The sequence below is a fragment of the Rhodococcus sp. ARC_M5 genome (assembly GCF_022810405.1).
GTDB classification, from domain to species: domain Bacteria; phylum Actinomycetota; class Actinomycetes; order Mycobacteriales; family Mycobacteriaceae; genus Rhodococcoides; species Rhodococcoides navarretei.
The window spans coordinates 48742-69690 of record NZ_JALGQE010000009.1 but is presented as its reverse complement, the minus strand read 5'-3'; the positions used below and the strand labels follow the sequence as shown (position 1 = coordinate 69690).

Here is a 20949-nt window from a genome sequence, read left to right as displayed (position 1 = left end):
GCGGGGCTCGGTGCGAGCGTCGCTCAGCCTTCGACCCGCTTCTTCAATTCCTTGAGTGCAGTATCGGTGATGACCTTCTCTGCTTTGCGCTTGAACAGACCGATCATCGGAATGTTCAGGTCGACGGTGAGCTCGTACGTGACGTCGGTGCCGCTGCCGGTCTCGCGCAACGTGTACGAGCCGTTCTGGGACTTCTGCATTTCACCCGACACGAGGTTCCACGAGACCGCAGTGCCGTCGGCTGCCCAGTCGTATTCGAGTTCGTAGGTGTCCTTCACCATGCCCGCGTCCAGCACGAACTTGACACGCTTGCCGCGGCCGTCCTTGCCCACTTCGAGGACCTCGACGGATTTCGCGGCCGACACCCACGTGGGGTACGCGTCGAAGTCGGCGATGACGTCCATGACCCGGCTCGGTGGGGCTTCGACGACGATCGACCTCTGGGTTTTCTCCGCCATGACTACTCGTCCGCTTCCTCTCGGGTATTTCGATCCGCTTCGTTCGCTTCGGTGCCGTTGGAACTCGCGGCAGATCCATCTCACACGATCGATCCGCCGACGCACAATGCGAACCCGCCGACCGTACCGCGCGGTTCAATCGCCAGCTGAACTCGACACTGTGTGTTGGGGGGCCTCACCTGCAGACCGGCCGGCCTCCAGCTCTCCCTTGAGCTCGAACGTCATCGCACGGCCGGCAACCCGACGGCGGTGCTGCAGCACCGCCGACTCGATGTCTCCCGTCGACTCGGCATGCAGGAAGTAATGCACGATCACACCGTCGAGTGCGGGCTCGAGCCACAGCTCCATGGTTCCGACGACGCCGCCGCGCACCGCCCAGCGAATTCCTTTCGCACCGCGGTCCTCGGTGACGGTCAGGTTCAGATCCGGCCACCACCGACGCCACCGCTCGGGCGAGGCGAATGCCAGCGCCACCTGCTCCCCTGGGGCGGCCACGAATGTCTGATCCGCAACTTGAATACTGCTCATCGTCAGAGCTTCACATATCGGGTCCGACGCTGTGAGGGTCGAGGTGTATTCGAGCGCCCCGAACCCGGGTCTACAGTATCTGTGAAGCCGAGCTATCGACTTTCGTTCTCCCCGTTCTATCCGGAGGTAATTTCCGTGCGCGAGTTCACCGCCGCCGCAAAGTACGCCATCGCGGACACCGACTCGGCTGTCGATACCGTCTTCGATCGTGCCCGCACTGCACCGGACGCGGTCGTGTTCCGCCGCTCGGTCGATCGGCAGTGGGTCGACGTCACTGCCAACGAGTTCGAGCGACTGGTGGTCGGAGTGGCCCAGGGGCTGATCGCCGCAGGCATCGAGCAAGGCGACCGAGTGGCACTGATGTCCTCGACGCGATTCGAGTGGTCGGTGATCGACTACGCGATCTGGGCGGCGGGCGGCGTGACGGTCCCGATCTACGAGACGTCCTCGGCCGGGCAGGTGGAGTGGATCCTCGAAGACGCCGAGCCGGTGCTGCTCGTACTCGAGAACGACGCACACGTGCAGGAGACCACATCCGTTGTGGCAGCTGCGCCGTCGGTACGACAGACGTTCGTGATCGAGAACTCCGCCGGTGCCGACGCTGTCCAGGCTTTGACCGACGGCGGTGCCTCGATCTCCGAAGAGGTCGTGCACCAGCGGGTTTCGGCACTCCGCTCGTCGGACCCGGCCACGTTGATCTACACCTCCGGCACCACCGGTCGCCCCAAGGGCGTTCAACTGACCCATGCCAATCTGCTCGCCGAATCACTCGGCATTCGCGAAACGTCGCTGAAATCGCTGATGACGCAGGGGCGAAGCACCCTGATGTTCCTACCCCTCGCACACGTCCTGGCACGCGCGGTGTCCATCGCGTCGTTCGATGCGGGAGTCACCCTTGGCCACACCAACGACATTCCGAACCTCGTCGCGACGTTCGGCACGTTCCAACCGGACTTCATCCTTTCGGTGCCGCGAGTGTTCGAGAAGGTCTTCAACACCGCCAAGCAGAAGGCGCACGCCGACGGCAAGGGAAAGATCTTCGACCTCGCCACCGAATGTGCGGTGGCATGGAGTGAAGCCCAGGACACCGGTGGACCGGGAATCGTGTTGCGCGCCAAGCACACCGTGTTCGACAAGTTGGTGTACGGCAAGCTTCGGGCAGCGCTCGGTGGCAAGTGCGAGCTGGCGATCTCCGGCGGAGCCCCGCTCGGTGCCCGTCTCGGCCACTTCTATCGGGGTATCGGCGTGACGATCTACGAGGGTTACGGCCTGACCGAAACCACCGCGGCTTTTGCGGTCAACACCATCGGATTCCAACGAGTCGGCAGCGTCGGACGTCCACTGCCCGGCAACACCGTGCGCATTGCCGAGGACGGTGAGATCCAACTCCGCGGACCGGTGGTGTTCGACGGCTACTGGCGCAACGAGTCCGCGACCGCAGAGTCGCTCGACGACGGTTGGTTCCGCACCGGCGATCTCGGTTCCGTCGACGACGACGGCTACATCACGATCTCCGGTCGCAAGAAGGAACTGATCGTCACCGCAGGAGGTAAGAACGTATCCCCGGCCGGCCTCGAAGACCAGCTTCGGGCGGGTGCACTGATCAGTCAAGCAGTCGTCGTGGGCGATCAGAAGCCCTTCATCGGCGCACTCATCACCCTCGACCCGGAGGCGTTCGATCGCTGGAAGTCCGCCCACGGCAAGGACTCCGAAGCCACCGCCGCGGATCTACGGACCGACCCCGATCTCATCGCGGAGATAGACGCTGCCGTAGCCGACGCGAACAGGTCCGTCTCGCATGCGGAATCCATCAAGAAGTATCGACTGCTCCCCCATGACTTCTCGGAGGAGAACGGCGAGTTGACGCCCACGATGAAGCTCAAGCGCAACGTCATCACGTCGACGTACGCCGACGACATCGAGTCGATCTACGCGCGGTAGCCGCATCGACTCGCGGCAACGAGTATCAGATCAGTGACCGGAGCTTCTCGGTCAGAACGTCCCAGCGCCATTCCTCGTCCACCCATGCGCGGCCGGCGTTGCCCATCTGCGTGGCGAGCGTGCGATCGGACAGGATTCGCACGATCGCGTCGGTGATGTCCGAGACCGACGTACCGTCGACAACGAGCCCGGTCTTGTTGTGCTGCACTGCTTCCGGTGCACCTCCGGACATGCCGGCGACGACGGGGACGCCACAGGAGGACGCCTCGAGATAGACGATTCCGAGTCCTTCGACATCGAGACCGGCACCCCGGGTCCGGCTCGGCATCGCGAACACGTCCGCGATGGTGTGGTGGGCGGCAAGCTCCGCGGACGGCACGGTACCGGTGAACACCACGTGTTCCTCCATGCCGGTGGATCGCACGAGCTCGCGCAGCGTCTTCTCGTAGGGCCCGCCGCCGACGATCACCAGAACCGCTCCGTCGACAGCCCGACGGATTCCCGGGAGCGCTCGAATCAGGAAATCCTGCCCCTTACGCGGAACGAGCCGAGACAGGCACAGAACGGTGGGGCGATCTCCGAGGCCGTACCGCGAGCGCAGTTCCGCGCGCGCGGCGTCGTCGGGCACGAAACGATCGGTATCGACACCGGGCGGTAGATGCTCGAGCGCGGCGGTCCTGCCGAAGGCCGAGCTCACGCGGCCCCTGGTGTACTTGCTGACATAGGTCACCACGTCGGTGTTCTCACCGATCGTGCGCAACGTCGCTCGGCCACCGGGCACCATCGACCAGCCGACCTCGTGGCCGTGAGTACTCGCCACGATGCGATCCGCACCGGCCTTGCGCAGATGCGACGACATCACCGCCAACGGAGCCGACGCACCGAACCACACCGAATCGCACCTTCGCGACTTCAGAATTCGAGCCGCGCGCCGGGCGACGAGAGGAGTCGGCAACATCAGCGTCGTCGGATGTCTGACCACCTCGAACGGCTGCTGGGCATCGAACTTCTCGTGCGAGTCGCCGCGCCACCGAGGTGCGTAGACCACGAGCTCGTCCGCAGGCAGCTGCGTGGCAAAGCTGTGCAGATAGGACTGGATACCACCGGGGCGAGGTGGAAAGTCGTTCGTCACGAGCAGAGTTCGACGCATGGCGACAACCGTAGCGCCCCGACTCAGCGTGACCGAGCAGCCACCCAGTCGCCCCAGGAAGCAACGAACTGGGCACGGTCCAACCCCAGTACCGACTCGAAAGGAGCATCGGCACGGCCCTCATTCGTGGGTTCGGACGCCAGCTCCTCGTACAGTCTGCGCAACGTGGACTCGCCGAACCGATCGGCCACGAACGCGAACACCGACCACGCCGACTCGTATGCCACGCTCGACCGGGTGCCACCGGCACCGAAATCCTCGTTCTTCGGCAAGACCGTCGGCGGCCCCCCAGCCGCCACGATGGCAGCCAGAGTGGGAGCCAATTGAGCGAAGTCGGCACCGGAATTGCGAGACCCGGAATAGTCGGCGAACCCCTCGGACACCCACAGCGGCGTACCGTCCGACGTCTGCGCCCGCGCCGCCACATGGGTCAATTCGTGTCGCAGAACCGAGCGAAGGGTGAACGGCGTCAACCGCGACGCGGCATCAGGGCCGAACACCACCCGCTGACCCGTCGGACGCGAGCCGTCGCCCGCCACCGCGTCGGACACCGTCACCGCGGCCACATCGGTGGACGGATCGGACCCCGTCAGCTCGGCGAACTCCTCCGGGGAGGAGGCAACGAAAACCAGCCCGTCGCGCGCCCAGTCGTCTCCCCAGAAATCGGTGACCGCCGCCGTCGCCGATGGGAGTTCGGTGGCAAGGCTGTCGACGAACTGCTCGCGATCCGGATGCCCCACGACCACCGAGGTCCCGGCTGCAGTGGGCACCGAACGCACGGTCAGTGGTCCGAAATCCCATGGCCCGCGCCAGGTCTGGCGTCGATACTCGGACAGGTCCGCGTCGTCGACCAGCCGCCACCGACCGTCTCGCTCGGCCACGACGAGTGAGACCGGCCGACGCGTCGGCGATGCGTCCGGACCGGTGACCGCGTATCGCAGATACACCGAGGGCGCCCAGACGTCGGTGGCATCGAGCGCCTCTGCGATCGACGGCGGAACCGGGGTCTCCGGCTCATCCCCCAGGTCGTAGCCGAAATCGGCGAACGGGACGGCCGACACCACTGCTGCCCGACGCACCTCCGCTTCCACGAAACCCGGATCGGCCCGCGGATCCATCAGCTCCCGCAGCGCATCGACATCGCCGGAACGAACCGCGCGAGCCCACCGATCCAGGAGAACGGTCACGTCGGCGCGGCGCTGTTGATCGTAGGTCGGTGAGGCCTGGGGATCGGTGACGGTCGAGGATGTGTCGGATATGCCGTCGGAGGTGCCGGCTCGATGAATCAGGAAGGCCGAGACCGCCACCGCCGCAACGAGGACGACCGCCAACCAGCGCAACCGTGCCGATCGCACGAGAGCATGCACTCCGGAGTGCCCGCTGGAGCCACTCATGCAGGCGTTCGGCGATCGTCGAGGCACACTGTCAGTATCGACGCGCCCCGTAGTACGGGAACGATGCCATCGACTGCACCTTCACGGGAACACCGAAGGTGGAGGCATGGAGCACGTTGCCGTTTCCGGCGTAGATACCCACGTGTGAGATGTCCGGATAGAACAGCACCACATCTCCCGGCTGCAGATCTTTCTGATCCACCGGGGTTCCGCCTGCTGCCTGCGCTTGACTCGACCGCGGCAGCGTCTTACCCACCTGCTTGTATGCCCATACGACCAACCCGGAACAGTCGAAGCCATCCGGGCCGGTTCCGCCCCAGACGTAGGGCTTGCCGATCTGTGTCAGCCCCGCCTGCAGCGCGCTCGCACCGGATCCGGGCGTCAGGCCCTGCAGAATCGTCGTGGGATCGAAGCCGTCGGGCAGTGCCGATCCGGCCAGAGCCAGCTGCTCGGAGGACGTGAGTGCACTGTAGGCGGCCATCACCTCGCCGATCTGACCTTGCAACTCGCTCTGCTTGGCCTGGAGGTCGTCGCTGACGACCTTGGCCTGTTCGGCCGCGACGCGTGCCTGATCCGCAGCCGCATTCGCGGCCTGCTCGGCGGTCACGGCGTCCGAACTCGCCTGCTTGAAGCGAGCGACCTGATCGGCGGTCTCCGCCGAGATCACATCGAGTGCCGACATCTGATCGAGCAACTGCTGTGGCGAGTCGCTGACCATGACGGCGAACAGTCGATTGGTCCGCGCACCCTGGTAGTTGACGTTGGCAACCTTGTCCATGGCCGGCTTGAGCTGCGCCAATTGTGCCTGCGCTGCGTCGACGGCAGCACGGCTCTGTTCGACGACGGCCTGCGCGTCGAGTTGCTGCTGATTCTTGGCATCGAGATCGATCTGAGCGTTGTGCAGGGATTCGGTGGTCTGCTCGGATTCGCGAGACAGCTCGGCAAGCTCGGTCTGTGCGTCGGACGCCGAGTCGAATCCCGGCTGCGCGATCGCCGTTGTCGTCGGCACCACGGTGATGCTTGCGGCCAACGCGACAGCAATCACCGAGTTACGGACCAGCCGCACCACTCGGGTAGATCTCCATATCGCCACGGAAAGCGACTCTCCGTCCTCACACATGCTGTCTCGATCGAGACAACGGTTGGAAAATAGACCGAAAACGAACCCTACCCATGCTCTTACGGGCGCGGACGCGATCACGGTCCGAAATCGATGGGGGTTTCAGGTGACAGGTCACAAAGTAAACGTCGACCAGGTCTCGATCAGATTACGAACTTGACGTCCCGCTGTCCACCGGACCGGCGTGTCGCGGACGTCCCGCCCGGGATACGACAACAGGGTCGAACCGGTAGTCGGTTCGACCCTGTCGGTCGTTCACAGCGAACGTCGCTCGCTCGAATCAGTAACGGCGAGCGCCGTCGAACGGCATCGAGGCAAGCGGAGCAACCTTGACCGGCACACCGGACGTGGATGCGTGCACCACATTGCCGTTGCCGACGTAGATGCCCGAGTGCGAGCCGTCGTAGAACGAGACGACGTCGCCGGGGGCCAGGCCGTCTCGCGACACCGGAGTGCCTGCGGCTGCCTGGTCGTAGCTCGTGCGGGGCAGGCTGACGCCGGCCTGCTTGTACGCCCACTGGACGAGGCCGGAGCAGTCGAACGAGTCCGGACCCGAAGCGCCGTACACGTACGGTGCGCCGATCTTGGACTCTGCGGCCTGAACGGCCTTCGCTGCCGGAGTGACCTGGGGAGCCAAGGGCGCTCCCGGTGCAGGCATACCCGGAACGTTGAGAGGAGGAAGGCCCGGGATGTCAGGAATCTCGAAGGTTCCGACGCCGGGAATGGTGAGGGGGGCCGCCATTGCGGGCGCGGCGGGAAGGATGACCACGCCTGCCGTGAGCGCTCCGGCTACGAGGACTCGCCGCAATGATCGGTTGGAAAGTTGTGACGCCACGAAAGATGGTGCTCCGTTTCTTCCTATCGTCCGCCGACCGAGTTAGCTGACGGGTTCGGGCTGGGAAGAGCAGCCCTACCCACCGGCCACTGTGCAGTGGCTCAGCGGGATTCACCCCAGTAGATATCGGGTTCCCGGTACGAACACTCTCGCGAGTGAACGATTAGGCGGTGACTTGCGACGCCACTCCGGTTTGGACTGGCGAGACTCCGCAAGGTCTCAGGAAGGTTACGAAATGGCATACCTCCGTGTCGACCCCAACTCGCCGAAGCGAGCGAAATCGGCCCGAAACCGGCTATCCAGCGCGTTGGTCGCCCGGTGTGTCACGAGTCGATAACAACGGAATCTCGGAAGTGTCGTCGTCGTCCACCACGAGCTTGAGCGTGGGCACGAGACCGACATCGGCAAGCACCCCCATAGCGCCCAATTCCTCCTGCTCGAGGGTGATACGAGAGGGTGGTCCGACCCACCGCCCATCCGATCTCGCCGGCATCCCGGGTGCCCCGAGAAGGACCGTCACGACGCAATCCGCACACGCGATGTCACGGACCAGGCAGTCACTGCAGTCGATGATCATGTGATCCTTGTCTCTTTTCGGTTTCCGGCGGTCGAATCAGCCGATCGAACGAAAGATAGCGCCGGCCACCGACAGGTTTCGTGACACGACCGCGTTCGACGACACGGTGCGCATTCCTGTCGGAGGTCGGACCTAATCTCGTCCCGGTGAGCCTGCCCATCCAGCTGACGTTCGACGAACTCGACACTCCGCTGCACGAGACCACGTTCGTCGTCGTCGACCTCGAAACCACCGGCGGCAGCGCGGACACCGAAGCCATCACCGAAATCGGGGCTGTGAAGGTTCGCGGGGGCGAGATCCTGGGCGAGTTCGCCACCCTCATCGACCCTGGCAGATCGATTCCGCCGTACATCGTGGAGTTGACCGGCATCACGTCGGCGATGCTCATCGGTGCGCCTCGGATCGAGCGAGTACTGCCCGGTTTCCTCGAATTCGCGCGGGGTTCGGTGCTCGTTGCTCACAACGCCGGGTTCGACACCGGATTCCTCAAAGCAGCCGCCAGTCGCCTCGACATCGCATGGCCGCGGTTCCAGGTGCTCTGCACCGTCAAGCTTGCTCGTCGAGTTCTCACGCGCGACGAGGCACCGTCGGTGAAGCTGTCTGCGCTGTCCACTCTGTTCAGATCCGGCACCCGACCGACGCACCGCGCGCTCGACGACGCCCGAGCGACAGTCGACGTTCTGCACGGCCTCATCGAGCGTGTGGGCAATCAGGGGGTCCACAGCTACGCCGAGTTGGTCGACTACCTACCAGCGGTGTCGGCCGGCCAGCGAGCCAAACGCGGGCTGGCCGCCCATCTTCCCGGCACGCCCGGTATCTATCTGTTCCGCGGTCCGTCCGACGAGGTGCTGTACGTCGGTACGTCGAACAACCTCAAGCGGCGCGTGCGCAACTACTTCACCGGCTCGGAGACGAGAGGCCGGATGAAGGAGATGGTCGCGCTGGCCACTCGCGTCGACCACGTCGAGTGCGCGCACGCCCTCGAAGCAGGAGTCCGGGAACTGCGTCTGCTCTCGGCGCACATCCCGCCGTACAACCGTCGTTCGAAGTTTCCCAAGAAGGGGTGGTGGATCACCCTGACCGACGAGGCCTTCCCTCGCCTGTCGATCGTTCGCACACCGGCACCGAACGGTCTCGGACCGTTCTCGGTTCGCGGTGATGCCGCGGAGGCCGCCGCCCTCGTCGCGGAGTTCTGTCGTCTACGAACGTGCACTCGCCGTCTGTCTCGCTCGGTCCGTCACGGTGACAACTGCCCGGCAACCGACGTGGGCGGCTGCCCTGCGGCGCTGTCCGGACCGCTGACGGCCGACGAGTACTCGGAGGCTCCGACGCAGTTTCTCGCGCTCGTGTGCGGTCAGGACGACGCCGTTCTGTATTCCATGCGGCGCCGCGTCGACGAACTCGCGGACAAGGAGCTGTACGAGACGGCTGCTCGGCTGCGCGACCGCATCGCGATCACCGTGGACGCACTACGCAGGATGCATCGGTCGGCAGCTGTGGCCGCCATTGCCGAACTCGTTGCGGCGCGCCGCACTCCCGACGGTGGGTGGGAGTTGATCGTGGTGCGATTCGGACGCCTCGCCGGCGCTGCCGTCGCGCCGCGCGGAGTGCACCCGATGCCGGTGGTCGATGCCATCACCGCGTCGGCCGAGACGGTGATTCCCGATACGACGCCCCTGAGAGGCGCACCGCCGGAGGAAGTGGCCCTGATCGCGTCCTGGCTGCGCACCGACGGGGTTCGGATCGTGCGGACGAGCAGTGGCTACTGCAGCCCCGCGAGATCGGCGGGTTCGTGGGAGTCGTGGTGTCGGACGGCGAAGGAAGCAGCCAGGCAGGCAGGAGTGGAGCCTGCGGAACGACTTGTGAGGCAGGAGTGGAGCCTGCGGAACGACCGGTGAAGCAGGAGTGGAGCCCGCGGAACGACCCGTGAAGCAGGAGTGGAGCCCGCGGAACGACCCATAAGGCGGGAGTGGAGCCTGCGGAACGACCGGTGAGGACCGTCAGCAACTAGGGTTTGCTCGAAGCTCGCGATGTGTTGGGCTCGAGATTCTTGAGGAGCGCAGATGATCAATGCCATCGTCTTGATCGACGCCGAGGCCGACTTGATTCCGGAGGCGGCGCAAGCCGTTGCCGATGTCGACGGTGTGTCGGAGGTCTACTCGTGTGCCGGGGATGTCGATTTGATCGCCATCGTCAAGGTTCGCGATCATGCCTCGATCGCAGAGGTCATCACCAAGCACATCAATCGCGTGCGAGGTGTGCGCAGTACCACCACTCACATTGCGTTCCAGTCGTATTCGAGTGCCGACGTGGATGCGGGGTTCTCGATCGGCGAGTAGTCGCCGATCGACGTCAGTCCGCGAGCTCGGTGGTGCACCGAGCCCAGTCGGCGAGGAGACGCGCTGCTGCGCCGGAATCGACAGTGGCTGCGGCTGCGGCCAATCCGGCCTCGATGCGGGCGGAGAGGTCGCCGGACACTCCATGGTGCGCCGCCAATGCTGCGGCCGCATTGAGCAGGACGGCGTCGCGGATCGGCCCGCGCTCACCGGCGAGCACTCGGCGAGCCACGGCTGCGTTGAATTCTGCGTCACCGCCCCTGAGTGCTTCGATCGGTGCCCGGGCTATGCCGTAGGCGAGCGGATCGATCGACTCGACCGTGACCGAGCCACCGGACACCACGTGCACGGTGGTGGTGGTGGACAGGGTGATCTCGTCCAGTCCGTCGTCGCCGCGTACGACGAGCACCGAGCTGCCACGGGCGGCGAACACGTCGGCGACCACCGGAGCGAGATTCTCGAAGGCGCAGCCGATCAGGCCGGCCCGCGGACGCCCCGGATTCGTCAGTGGCCCAAGAACATTGAAGACCGTCGGGATTCCGATTTCCTTGCGCGGTGCGGCAGCGAAGCGCAGTGCCGGGTGGTGTATCGGCGCGAAGCAGAACCCGATGCCGACCTGCTCGACACTGGACGCGACCGCGTCGGCTCCCAGTGTCACGCGGACCCCCAGCGCCTCGAGCACGTCGGTGGTGCCGCTCTTGGACGACGCTGCGCGGTTGCCGTGCTTGACCACTCTCGTGCCGCTGGCGGCAACGACGATCGCGGCCATGGTCGAGATGTTGACAGTATCGGCCCCGTCACCTCCGGTGCCCACGACGTCGACGGCATCGGGATCCGTATCGACGAGCACGGCGTGCGCCAGCATCGATTCGGCGAGTCCGCTCACTTCCGCCGGAGTGGGCCCCTTCATCCTGAGGGCAACTCCGAACGCAGCGATCTGAGCGGCCGTGGCGTTGTCGGCCATGATCTCGTCCATAGCCCAGGCGGTGTCGGCACTGGACAGGTCGATGTGCGTCGTCAACGCGCCGAGGATTCGACGCCACGTTCGCGGCTGGTCGTCAGTGGTCGGTGCGTTCAAGACTGTTCCGTTCGTCGATCCATGGCGGCGGACGTGGTGCCGTGGAAGCTTAGCCAGTCGCTGCGTCGGACTGCGCGGGCTGCAGCGCGTCCCAGCCGAGCACGACTCCCCCGCGCCGCTGAGCGAGGCCCGCCATCCGGGAGCGTTCCTGCGAGCAGTGCAAGGCGTCGAGCACCTGCACACGTTGCAGAACCAGAGCGACACCGTCGTCGACCTGTGGGCGATAACCGGCGGTATCCGGTAAGTCGGCGCTGGGCCCCACTTCGTAGCCGTCCTGAGCTGCGACCGCTGCGGCGTCCTCGACGTGATGGGACGGCAGCAGTAAGTGATGTCGAAGCACCACGTCCGCCGAGTCCGTCCACTCCGGCCGAGTTCGCGCCGCTTCGTCGAGTACGGCCGAACACGCCTGTGCGTCGTCGAAGCAACTCGCCACTATCACCAGATCGTCTCGAGTGGGGTCCAGACGTTCTGCCGTCGATCGCGAGAACAGTCTCCGAAGCCATCCACCACCGGTGCTCTTTGCCATGAGGCCAGCCTTGCACGACTGGACCCTACCGGCCCGTACAGGGTTCTTGACCTGCACGGGAACAAGGACCCGATTGGATTCGTTGACGCGCGACGCGCCAAGAGTGGACCCGGATATGCCTTCCGTACTACGACGGGTCATACTTCTCTTTGTGACGAGCGCTGTAGGGACTCAAGGATCGGCAATCACCCAACGCGTGCACTCGCTGAACCGTCCCAATATGGTCAGCGTCGGCACGATCGTGTGGCTGTCGAGTGAACTCATGTTCTTCGCCGGGCTGTTTGCGATGTATTTCGTCGCACGCGCTCAGGCGAATGGAATCTGGCCGCCCGAGCCGACGGAGCTGAACCTCGCTCTCGCCGTGCCGGTGACCGCGGTGCTGATCGCATCGTCGTTCACTTGCCAGCTCGGTGTGTTCGCCGCCGAGCGCGGTGACGTGTTCGGGCTCCGCCGCTGGTACATCATCACGCTGGTGATGGGTGCGTTCTTCGTCGCCGGCCAGGCGTACGAGTACTACCACATGATCCACGAGGGCACGACGCTCTCGAGCAGCGTGTACGGCTCGGTCTTCTACATCACGACCGGCTTCCACGGACTGCACGTGATCGGCGGGCTCATCGCCTTCGTCTTCCTGATCACCAGAACGTTGGTCAGTAAGTTCACGCCCGCTCAAGCCACTGCCGCCATCGTAGTTTCGTACTACTGGCACTTCGTCGACATCGTCTGGATTGCCCTCTTCGCAACGATCTACTTCATCCGCTAGTGATATTCAGCAGGCCCCAGATAGCGAGCGAACGGATTCAGCCCCCGACGTTCGGTCCGTCCCGACACGACAAGGGATAGAAGATGAGTACATCTCCCCCAGCAGCATCCGTCGACAAAGCCGCCTCCAAGACGAGACGGCAGCGTAAGACGCGTCGACGCATCACCGGTGCTCTCGTTCTGATGATGGGCCTTCTGAGCGCGGGATTCCTCGCTTCGGCCCTCACACCCGCCCCGCAGGTCGCGACCGCCGATACCGATTCGGCAGCGCTCATCCGTGAGGGCAAGCAGCTCTATGACACGTCTTGTGTCACCTGCCACGGTGTCAATCTGCAGGGCGTTCAAGATCGTGGACCGAGCCTCATCGGCGTCGGCGAAGCAGCTGTCTACTTCCAGGTGTCGAGTGGACGTATGCCCGCCGTTCGCAACGAAGCACAGGCGTTGCGCAAGCCGCCGAAGTTCAACGACAAGCAGATCGACGCCCTCGGTGCCTATGTTCAGGCGAACGGCGGAGGACCGACGGTCATCCTCGACGACAACGGCGAGATCGCCCAGGAGTCTCTGCGTGGCAACGACATCGGACGCGGCAGCGAGCTGTTCCGGCTCAACTGCGCGTCCTGCCACAACTTCACCGGTGAGGGCGGCGCGTTGTCCTCGGGCAAGTTCGCACCGTCTCTCGGCCCTGCCAACGAGCAGGAGATCTACACCGCCATGGTCACCGGCCCGCAGAACATGCCGAAGTTCTCCGATCGTCAGCTGACGATCGAGGAGAAGTCCGACATCATCGCGTACGTCAAGTCGGCTCAGGAAACGCTTCCCGCAGGCGGTTGGAGCATCGGAAGTTTCGGTCCCGGTACCGAGATGATCGCTATCTGGACGGTCGGCATCATCGCCGTCGTCGGAGCAACTTTGTGGATCGGAGCTAGATCATGACCGACGGCGATTCCGGCCGTAAGGACGCGAACAACGACGACGAATCCGGACGCAAGGATGCACCCGGTGCCGAGGGCGTGAACGCGGACAAGAAGTACACCGACGAGGAACTCGCCGCGATGAGCCGCGACGACCTGGTCGCACTGGGCACCAACCTCGACGGTGTCGATGTCGCCTTCCGCCGCAACCGTTGGGCTGTGGAAGGTACCCGCGCGGAGAAGCGAGCGGAGCGCAGTGTCGCGATCTGGTTCGCGATCGCCGGCCTGGCCGCAGTGGCGTTCATCGGCATCTACCTGTTCTGGCCGTGGCAGTATGCCGGGATCGGCGACGAGAACTACATCGCGTATTCGCTGTACACCCCGCTGATCGGCGCCACGATGGGCCTGGCGATCCTCGCGGTCGGCGTCGGCGCGGTGCAGTTCACGAAGAAGTTCATCCCCGAAGAGGTCTCCATCCAGGACCGTCACGACGGCGGTTCGTCGGAGATCGACCGGAAGACGCTGGTAGCCGAACTGGGCGACTCCCTCGACACGTCCACCATCGGTCGGCGCAAGGTGATCAAGAGGTCGCTGCTCTTCGGCGGCGGTGCGCTCGGTGTCATGGCGCTGCTGCCCCTCGGTGGACTGATCAAGAATCCCTGGGCCAAGGGCGAAGATTCTCCGTTGTGGGTATCCGGCTGGACTCCTCGCTACGATGGAGAGACCATCTACCTCCGACGAGACACCGGGCGACCGGAAGATGTCGTTCTCGTTCGGCCCGAGGACTTGGACGCTGGTGCCATGGAAACCGTCTTCCCGTTCCGCGAAGCGGACCGCGAGAGCGAACACGACCTGCTCGTGTCGTTGCGCGGAATTCGCAACTCGGTCATGCTCATTCGCCTGCGCCCCGACGATGCCAGCACCGTCGTCAAGCGCAAGGGTCAGGAAAGCTTCAACTACGGCGATTACTTCGCCTACTCCAAGATCTGCACGCACCTGGGTTGCCCGACATCGTTGTACGAGCAGCAGACCAACCGAATTCTGTGCCCTTGCCATCAGTCGCAGTTCAACGCGCTCGAGTACGGCAAGCCGATCTTCGGACCGGCTGCGCGTGCGCTGCCCCAACTTCCCATCACTGTCAACGAAGAGGGATTCCTCGTCGCTTCGGGAGACTTCACCGAAGCACTCGGGCCCGCCTTCTGGGAACGTCGTCCGGAGCGTGACTCATGAGTACATTGCAAACCCTCGCCGCCAAGCAGGCCGACGGCGTCGACAGTCGTTATCATCTGGCGCCGGGATTGCGTCGCCAGATCAACAAGGTATTCCCCACTCACTGGTCCTTCCTGCTCGGTGAGATCGCCCTCTACAGCTTCGTCATTCTGCTGATCTCGGGCGTGTTCCTCACCCTGTTCTTCGATCCGTCGCTCAGCGAGGTCGTGTACGAAGGTGCGTACACCCCGCTCAACGGTGTGACGATGTCCAGGGCATACGCGACCGCGCTCGACATCACGTTCGAGGTCCGTGGTGGTCTGTTCATGCGGCAGATTCACCACTGGGCGGCACTGATGTTCGCCGCCTCGATCATCGTGCACATGATGCGCATCTTCTTCACCGGCGCGTTCCGTCGCCCGCGTGAGGCCAACTGGGTCATCGGCTGCCTGCTGCTGATCCTCGCGATGTTCGAGGGCTTCTTCGGCTACTCGCTCCCCGACGATCTGCTCTCCGGCACCGGCCTTCGCGCCGCGCTCGGTGGCATCACCATGAGCATCCCGATCATCGGTACGTGGATGCACTGGCTCGTCTTCGACGGCGACTTCCCCGGCACGATCATCATTCCGCGCCTGTACGTCGCCCACGTTCTGTTGCTTCCGGCCATCATCCTGGCGCTGATCGCAGCCCACCTGGCTCTTGTGTGGTACCAGAAGCACACCCAGTTCCCCGGACCCGGCCGCACCGAGCAGAACGTCGTCGGTGTTCGTATCCTTCCGGTCTTCGCAGTCAAGTCCGGTGCGTTCTTCGCCGTGACGTTCGGTGTGCTGGCAGCAATGGGTGGTCTGCTTCAGATCAACCCGATCTGGAACCTCGGGCCGTACAACCCATCGCAAGTGTCCGCAGGCGTTCAGCCCGACTTCTACTTGATGTGGACCGACGGCATGGCCAGATTGTGGCCTGCGTGGGAGATCTACATCGCGGGCCGATACACCATCCCAGCGGTGTTCTGGGTGGCAGTGATCATGGGTCTCGTCTTCTCCGTGATGATTGCTTACCCATGGATCGAGAAGCGTCTCACCGGAGACACTGCGCATCACAACCTGTTGCAGCGTCCCCGCGACGTTCCGGTGCGTACCGCGATCGGCGCGATGGCCCTCACGTTCTACGTGATCCTCACGCTCTCGTGCATCAACGACCTCATCGCATACAAGTTCGATATCTCGCTCAACGCGATGACGTGGATCGGTCGCATCGGAATTCTCACCATGCCTCCGCTGGCCTACTTCATTGCCTACCGCTTCTGCATCGGCCTGCAGCGCAGTGACCGGACAGTGCTCGAGCACGGTATCGAGACGGGAATCATCAAGAGGCTCCCGCACGGTCAGTACGTGGAAATCCACCAGCCGCTGGGGCCGGTCGACGATCACGGACACCCGATTCCCCTCGATTACCAGGGCGCAGCCGTACCCAAGAAAATGAACAAGCTGGGTTCGGCAGGAAAGCCAGGATCGGGATCGCTGTTCACTCCGGATCCGGTGTCCCAGAGCAAGGCTCTCGAAGACGCCCTGCACAAGGGTGAACACGATCAGCTCACGATGCTCCGCAACTACCAGGCGGGCATTCACGGCAACGGTCACTCGAACGGCAACGGCAACGGGAACTCGAACGGCCACGCCAACGGCAACGGTCACTCGAACGGCAATGGCCACTCGAACGGCAACGGCCACGGACTCCACTCGGCCGAGGACACTGCTATCACTTCGGGTCGACAGGACACCGACAGCGAGCGCTGACACACGACAAAGCAAAGAGGGCGGCACCGGCAACGGTGTCGCCCTCTTTGCTTTGTCCGAGAACGCTCACCCGCGCTCGAACCGGACGTACATTCGGTCGATACGAACGGACCACTCCCCTCCCCCGCACCCGGACCCGCACCCGGACGTCACCGACCTGTCACGTCCCCGGCAGCTCCGGCGTTCACTCCACCGGTATTACTATCGGTGCATGGTCCGCATTCCCCTCAGCCCCGGCGAACTCGCTCGCGGCGCCAGGCTCGGCACCGCCCTCCGTCAGGCCCGTGGCGGCCGAACCATGACCGACGTAGCCGGTGCAGCCGGCATCTCGGTGGAGACCCTGCGGAAGATCGAGACCGGCCGCATCCCGACTCCGGCGTTCTTCACCGTTGCTGCTCTGTGCAGTGCGTTGAACGTCTCGCTCGACTCGCTTGCCGACTCGACCTGCACTCCCGTCCGCCCGCGTACCGAGGCCGACGCCTCCTGACACATCCCCCTGAGGGTGCCGTATTTCGGCTCTATCCTCGTGCCCATACAAGAAAATCAGAAAAGGGCCCTGGTCGTTCGTGAGAACGACCAGGGCCCTTTTCGGGTGAAGCTGGTGATGTCAGTGCTTCTCGGCACCCACGTGGTACTCGAAGACCAGGCCTGCAGCAGACGCGATGACGCAGACGACGCCGAGGGCGATCAACCACGGCTGGAAGAACGCGAAACCGAGAGCAGTGATGGATGCAGCACCTGCGAGCACGATCGGCCAGAAGCTCCCGGGGCTGAAGAAGCCCAGATCGCCTGCACCGTCGCTCACCTCGGCATCGTCGAAGTCCTCGGGACGGGTATCGAGGCGGCGCGCGACGAAGCGGAAGTAGGTACCGACGATGAGCGTGAGACCCACCGACAGGAAGATCGCGGTGACTCCGGCCCACTCCACACCGGTACGGCTCAGGCCCGTGAACAACGCGTACACGATGCCGACCAGCAGAAAGAAGACCGTGAGGATCTCGAAGATCTTGGCTTCGATTTTCATATCAGCATGCTTCCTTGGTCAGTTGCCTTCGGCGACAGTGGCGGCGGTACGGACGGTGCGGTCGGTCTCGAACGGCGAGGTGCTCGTTGCGATGGGGCTTTCGCCGATGGCCTCGAGCGCCTGTGCGTTGGTCAGCGCTTCTCCGCCCTCGGACGTGGGCTTGCGCAGTTCGATGTACTGCTCGAACCGCTCCGGAGAGACAGCGCGAACCTCGAAGTTCATCATCGAGTGGAAGGTGCCGCACATTTCGGTGCACCGCCCGACGAAAGAGCCCTCACGTTCGATCTCGCTGATCTGGAAGACGTTGTCGGAGTGGTTCTCCTCGGGGTTCGGGAGAACGTCACGCTTGAACAGGAACTCCGGAACCCAGAATCCGTGAATGACGTCCGAGGACGCGAGCACGAATTCGATGCGCTTGCCGGTCGGCAGAACCAGCACCGGGATCTCGTCGCTGGACCCGACCGTTTCGATCTTGTTGTAGTGCAGGTACGACAGATCCTGCGTGGATGCTCCGTTGATCGGCCCTGGAACGAACTCGCCGTCCTCGCTGCCCTCGGCACCTTCGCCCGGCGTCGCGGCAGCCTCGGCGGCAGCCTGCTCTTCCTCGTCGGTGCCCTCGTACTTGGCGGCACCGTCCTTGAGGTCGATGGTCCGGTATCCGAACTTCCAGTTCCACTGGTACGCCGTGACATCGACCTGAACGTCCGGATCGGCCTGCTTCTCGTCCACGTAGTTCTGAACCACCACGGTGAAGTAGAAGAGAACGGCGATGATCACGAACGGGACCGCTGTGTAGAACAGCTCCAGTGGAACGTTGTATGCCGTCTGGCGGGGGAACTCCGGTGAGCTCTTCTTCTTACGGTGGAACAACACCACCCAGAAGATCAGAACCCACACGATGATGCCCATGACCAGGGCAGCAATGACCGACCACGTCCACAGATCGCCGATGCGTCGCCCCTGAGGGGTGACGCCCGAGGCGAAACCGAAATTGAGTACGTTGTCGCTGCTGATGGAACAGCCCGACAGCATCAACGCGGCTACACCGAGAAATGCTGTCAGCCCCGCTCGACGAAGGATCCGACTCTGCGCCACGTTCACGCCTTCCTGATTGCCCACCACTGAAGAATAAGGGCTTCCACATGGAGATGCCCGAGTACTACGCAGCGTAGACCAAAGCCGGCGGCGAACCACTCTCGGGTCGTTACCGACGACCCAGCGTGTCTGCGGCATACTCGGATCCTGATCCACGGTCCCGCTGACGACCTCGCGGAGACCCATCCCTGCATTGTCCCCAACTGCGAGAAGAGGTAGCAGACGCTGTGTGTGGACTGCTCGGAGTACTGACATCTCACGGAACGACCGCCGCCGGTGTCGAACTGGTGAGTTCGGCGACCCATTGCATGCGACACCGCGGGCCGGACGAGCCCGGTGGCACCTGGCACGACGACGATGTCGTCTACGGGTTCAACAGGTTGTCCTTCATCGACATCGAGCACTCCCATCAGCCGATGCGATGGGGTCCGCCCGAGTCACCGAACCGGTACGCACTCGTGTTCAACGGAGAGATCTACAACTACCTGGAACTGCGGGCCGAACTGGCCCGCGACCACGGTGCGGAATTCGTCACCGAGGGTGACAGCGAATCGATCGTCGCAGCGTTCCACTACTGGGGTGCCGCCGCAGTGCAGCGGCTGAGGGGCATGTTCGCGTTCGCCATCTGGGACACCGAGACCCGCGAGATGTTCATCGCCCGGGATCCGTTCGGCATCAAACCGCTGTTTCTCGCCACCGGGCCGGGAGGCACGGCCTTCGGCAGCGAGAAGAAGAGCGTGCTCGAACTGTTGGACACGGTCGGCGTCGGCACCGATCTCGATCCGCGCGCCATCGAGCACTACACCGTGCTGCAGTACGTCCCCGAGCCCGAGACCCTGCACGCCGGCGTTCGGCGGCTCGAATCGGGCTGCTACGCCACCCTCTCCCCCGGTACGCCGCCGAAGGTCACTCGCTACTTCACGCCGAAGTTTCCGGTTCAGCCCTTCGCACCCGGCAGCGAGAAGGCTCGATACCAGGAAATCGCCGAGGCCCTGGAGGACTCGGTGGCCAAGCACATGCGCGCCGACGTCACCGTCGGCTCGTTCCTCTCGGGCGGCATCGATTCGACGGCGATCGCGGCCCTGGCAATCCGCCACAATCCCGACCTGATCACGTTCACCACAGGATTCGAGCGCGATGGCTACTCCGAGGTCGATGTCGCAGCGGAGTCGGCGGCCGCCATCGGTGCCCGCCACATCGTGAAGGTCGTCGGACCGGAGGAGTTCGCGGCGTCCATTCCCGAAATCGTCTGGTACCTCGACGACCCGGTCGCCGACCCAGCGCTCGTACCGTTGTACTTCGTCGCCAAGGAAGCCCGCAAGCATGTGAAGGTGGTGCTCTCCGGTGAAGGTGCAGACGAGTTGTTCGGCGGCTACACCATCTACCGCGAACCACTGTCGTTGAAGCCGTTCGAGTCGCTTCCTGCCTTCCTGCGACGCGCAGCGGGCTCGCTGAGCGAGCGGATCCCGGAAGGCACTCGCGGAAAGAGCCTGCTCAACCGAGGCTCCATGACCCTCGAAGAGCGGTACTACGGCAACGCTCGTAGTTTCAACGATGCGCAGTTGCGATCGGTGTTGCGCGAATTCAGATCCGAGTGGACGCACCAGGACGTGACCGCTCCGATCTACGCGCAATCGCAGGGCTGGGATCCGGTGGCTCGCATGCAACATCTGGATCTGTTCACGTGGCTACGCGGCGACATTCTGGTCAAGGCCGACAAGATCACCATGGCGAACTCGCTCGAGCTCCGAGTTCCGTTCCTCGATTCCGAGGTCTACAAGGTCGCCGAGAAGCTGCCGCTCGAGCAAAAGATCACCAAGACCACCACCAAGTACGCACTGCGGCAGGCGCTCGAGGGAATCGTTCCCGGTCATGTGCTGCACCGCGCCAAGTTGGGATTCCCGGTGCCGCTGCGCCATTGGCTGCGCGGCCCGGAACTCTTCGACTGGGCGCATCAGCAGATCGCCGAATCGCAGACCGATCATCTGCTGAACAAGGCCGCCATCGTCGCGATGCTCGACGATCACCGCGCCGGCAAGTCCGATCACAGCCGTCGGCTGTGGACACTGCTCATCTTCATGGTGTGGCACGGCATCTTCGTCGAGAAGCGCATCGTGCCGCAGATCGCCGAACCGGAGTACCCGGTCAACATCTGATTGCCGCAGATCCGATGATCGCGGCCTCGCCGCCCCTGTTTCGTCGGGGCGGC

General features: G+C 64.0%; 20 protein-coding genes and 1 riboswitch. Of the genes, 9 read left to right on the top strand and 11 right to left on the bottom strand.

Annotation, left to right across the window (positions count from 1 at the left end; all coding sequences use genetic code 11):
- Positions 1 to 23 precede the first annotated feature (23 nt).
- Positions 24 to 458 (bottom strand): SRPBCC family protein, encoded by a 435-nt coding sequence (locus tag MTX34_RS15520; protein WP_243595017.1) that lies wholly within the window; start codon positions 456 to 458, stop codon positions 24 to 26.
- A gap of 135 nt (positions 459 to 593) precedes the next feature.
- On the bottom strand, positions 594 to 986 hold the full coding sequence (locus MTX34_RS15515) for a polyketide cyclase / dehydrase and lipid transport (RefSeq protein WP_243595018.1): 393 nt from the start codon (positions 984 to 986) through the stop codon (positions 594 to 596).
- A gap of 135 nt (positions 987 to 1121) precedes the next feature.
- Between MTX34_RS15515 and MTX34_RS15510 the strand changes: the two genes are divergently transcribed.
- Positions 1122 to 2927: a long-chain fatty acid--CoA ligase gene (locus MTX34_RS15510; protein WP_243595019.1), complete on the top strand. Its 1806-nt coding sequence runs from the start codon at positions 1122 to 1124 to the stop codon at positions 2925 to 2927.
- Positions 2928 to 2952: 25 nt separating this feature from the next.
- On the opposite strand, the gene MTX34_RS15505 is transcribed toward MTX34_RS15510, so the two are convergent.
- The 5 genes from MTX34_RS15505 to MTX34_RS15485 form a co-directional block, all read right to left on the bottom strand.
- A complete protein-coding gene (locus MTX34_RS15505) occupies positions 2953 to 4077 on the bottom strand; it encodes a glycosyltransferase family 4 protein (RefSeq protein ID WP_243609956.1) in 1125 nt (374 codons plus the stop codon).
- A 23-nt stretch (positions 4078 to 4100) separates the two neighbouring features.
- Positions 4101 to 5471, bottom strand: a complete 1371-nt coding sequence (locus tag MTX34_RS15500; RefSeq protein WP_243609955.1) for a hypothetical protein — start codon at positions 5469 to 5471, stop codon at positions 4101 to 4103.
- Between the two features lie 31 nt (positions 5472 to 5502).
- Positions 5503 to 6591 (bottom strand): NlpC/P60 family protein, encoded by a 1089-nt coding sequence (locus tag MTX34_RS15495; protein ID WP_374639750.1) that lies wholly within the window; start codon positions 6589 to 6591, stop codon positions 5503 to 5505.
- Positions 6592 to 6871: 280 nt separating this feature from the next.
- Entirely contained in the window at positions 6872 to 7426 is a 555-nt protein-coding gene (locus tag MTX34_RS15490) for a C40 family peptidase (RefSeq protein ID WP_243609954.1), read from the bottom strand.
- Positions 7427 to 7444: 18 nt separating this feature from the next.
- Positions 7445 to 7606, bottom strand: a riboswitch (cyclic di-AMP (ydaO/yuaA leader).
- Between the two features lie 115 nt (positions 7607 to 7721).
- The gene (locus tag MTX34_RS15485; RefSeq protein ID WP_374639748.1) at positions 7722 to 7946 is read right to left on the bottom strand and encodes a hypothetical protein; all 225 of its coding nucleotides are present in this window, start codon (positions 7944 to 7946) and stop codon (positions 7722 to 7724) included.
- A gap of 203 nt (positions 7947 to 8149) precedes the next feature.
- Between MTX34_RS15485 and MTX34_RS15480 the strand changes: the two genes are divergently transcribed.
- Together MTX34_RS15480 and MTX34_RS15475 are read left to right on the top strand one after the other, a co-directional pair.
- Entirely contained in the window at positions 8150 to 9901 is a 1752-nt protein-coding gene (locus MTX34_RS15480) for a DEDD exonuclease domain-containing protein (protein WP_243609952.1), read from the top strand.
- Between the two features lie 165 nt (positions 9902 to 10066).
- Entirely contained in the window at positions 10067 to 10342 is a 276-nt protein-coding gene (locus MTX34_RS15475; RefSeq protein ID WP_027497377.1) for an Lrp/AsnC family transcriptional regulator, read from the top strand.
- A 13-nt stretch (positions 10343 to 10355) separates the two neighbouring features.
- Here the strand turns inward: MTX34_RS15475 and trpD are convergent, their stop codons facing one another.
- Positions 10356 to 11417 carry an anthranilate phosphoribosyltransferase gene (gene trpD / locus MTX34_RS15470; RefSeq protein WP_243609951.1) on the bottom strand — a complete coding sequence of 354 codons (1062 nt, stop codon included), beginning with the start codon at positions 11415 to 11417 and terminating at the stop codon, positions 10356 to 10358.
- A 49-nt stretch (positions 11418 to 11466) separates the two neighbouring features.
- Positions 11467 to 11943, bottom strand: a complete 477-nt coding sequence (locus tag MTX34_RS15465; RefSeq protein WP_243609950.1) for a hypothetical protein — start codon at positions 11941 to 11943, stop codon at positions 11467 to 11469.
- A gap of 151 nt (positions 11944 to 12094) precedes the next feature.
- Between MTX34_RS15465 and MTX34_RS15460 the strand changes: the two genes are divergently transcribed.
- From MTX34_RS15460 to MTX34_RS15440, 5 genes are all read left to right on the top strand, one after another.
- On the top strand, positions 12095 to 12706 hold the full coding sequence (locus MTX34_RS15460; protein WP_243595027.1) for a heme-copper oxidase subunit III: 612 nt from the start codon (positions 12095 to 12097) through the stop codon (positions 12704 to 12706).
- Between the two features lie 83 nt (positions 12707 to 12789).
- Entirely contained in the window at positions 12790 to 13638 is an 849-nt protein-coding gene (locus MTX34_RS15455) for a c-type cytochrome (protein WP_243595028.1), read from the top strand.
- Positions 13635 to 14846 carry a ubiquinol-cytochrome c reductase iron-sulfur subunit gene (locus MTX34_RS15450; protein ID WP_279393344.1) on the top strand — a complete coding sequence of 404 codons (1212 nt, stop codon included), beginning with the start codon at positions 13635 to 13637 and terminating at the stop codon, positions 14844 to 14846. Before MTX34_RS15455 ends, MTX34_RS15450 begins: the two co-directional genes overlap by 4 nt.
- The gene (locus tag MTX34_RS15445) at positions 14843 to 16621 is read left to right on the top strand and encodes a cytochrome bc complex cytochrome b subunit (RefSeq protein ID WP_243609949.1); all 1779 of its coding nucleotides are present in this window, start codon (positions 14843 to 14845) and stop codon (positions 16619 to 16621) included. Before MTX34_RS15450 ends, MTX34_RS15445 begins: the two co-directional genes overlap by 4 nt.
- Before the next feature lie 211 nt (positions 16622 to 16832).
- Positions 16833 to 17108: a helix-turn-helix domain-containing protein gene (locus tag MTX34_RS15440; RefSeq protein WP_243609948.1), complete on the top strand. Its 276-nt coding sequence runs from the start codon at positions 16833 to 16835 to the stop codon at positions 17106 to 17108.
- A 120-nt stretch (positions 17109 to 17228) separates the two neighbouring features.
- Here the strand turns inward: MTX34_RS15440 and MTX34_RS15435 are convergent, their stop codons facing one another.
- On the bottom strand, positions 17229 to 17645 hold the full coding sequence (locus MTX34_RS15435; protein WP_243595031.1) for a cytochrome c oxidase subunit 4: 417 nt from the start codon (positions 17643 to 17645) through the stop codon (positions 17229 to 17231).
- Between the two features lie 18 nt (positions 17646 to 17663).
- A complete protein-coding gene (locus MTX34_RS15430; protein ID WP_243595109.1) occupies positions 17664 to 18746 on the bottom strand; it encodes a cytochrome c oxidase subunit II in 1083 nt (360 codons plus the stop codon).
- 221 nt (positions 18747 to 18967) lie between these two features.
- On the opposite strand from MTX34_RS15430, the gene asnB reads away from it, so the two are divergent.
- A complete protein-coding gene (gene asnB, locus MTX34_RS15425; protein ID WP_243609947.1) occupies positions 18968 to 20896 on the top strand; it encodes an asparagine synthase (glutamine-hydrolyzing) in 1929 nt (642 codons plus the stop codon).
- Positions 20897 to 20949 lie beyond the last annotated feature (53 nt).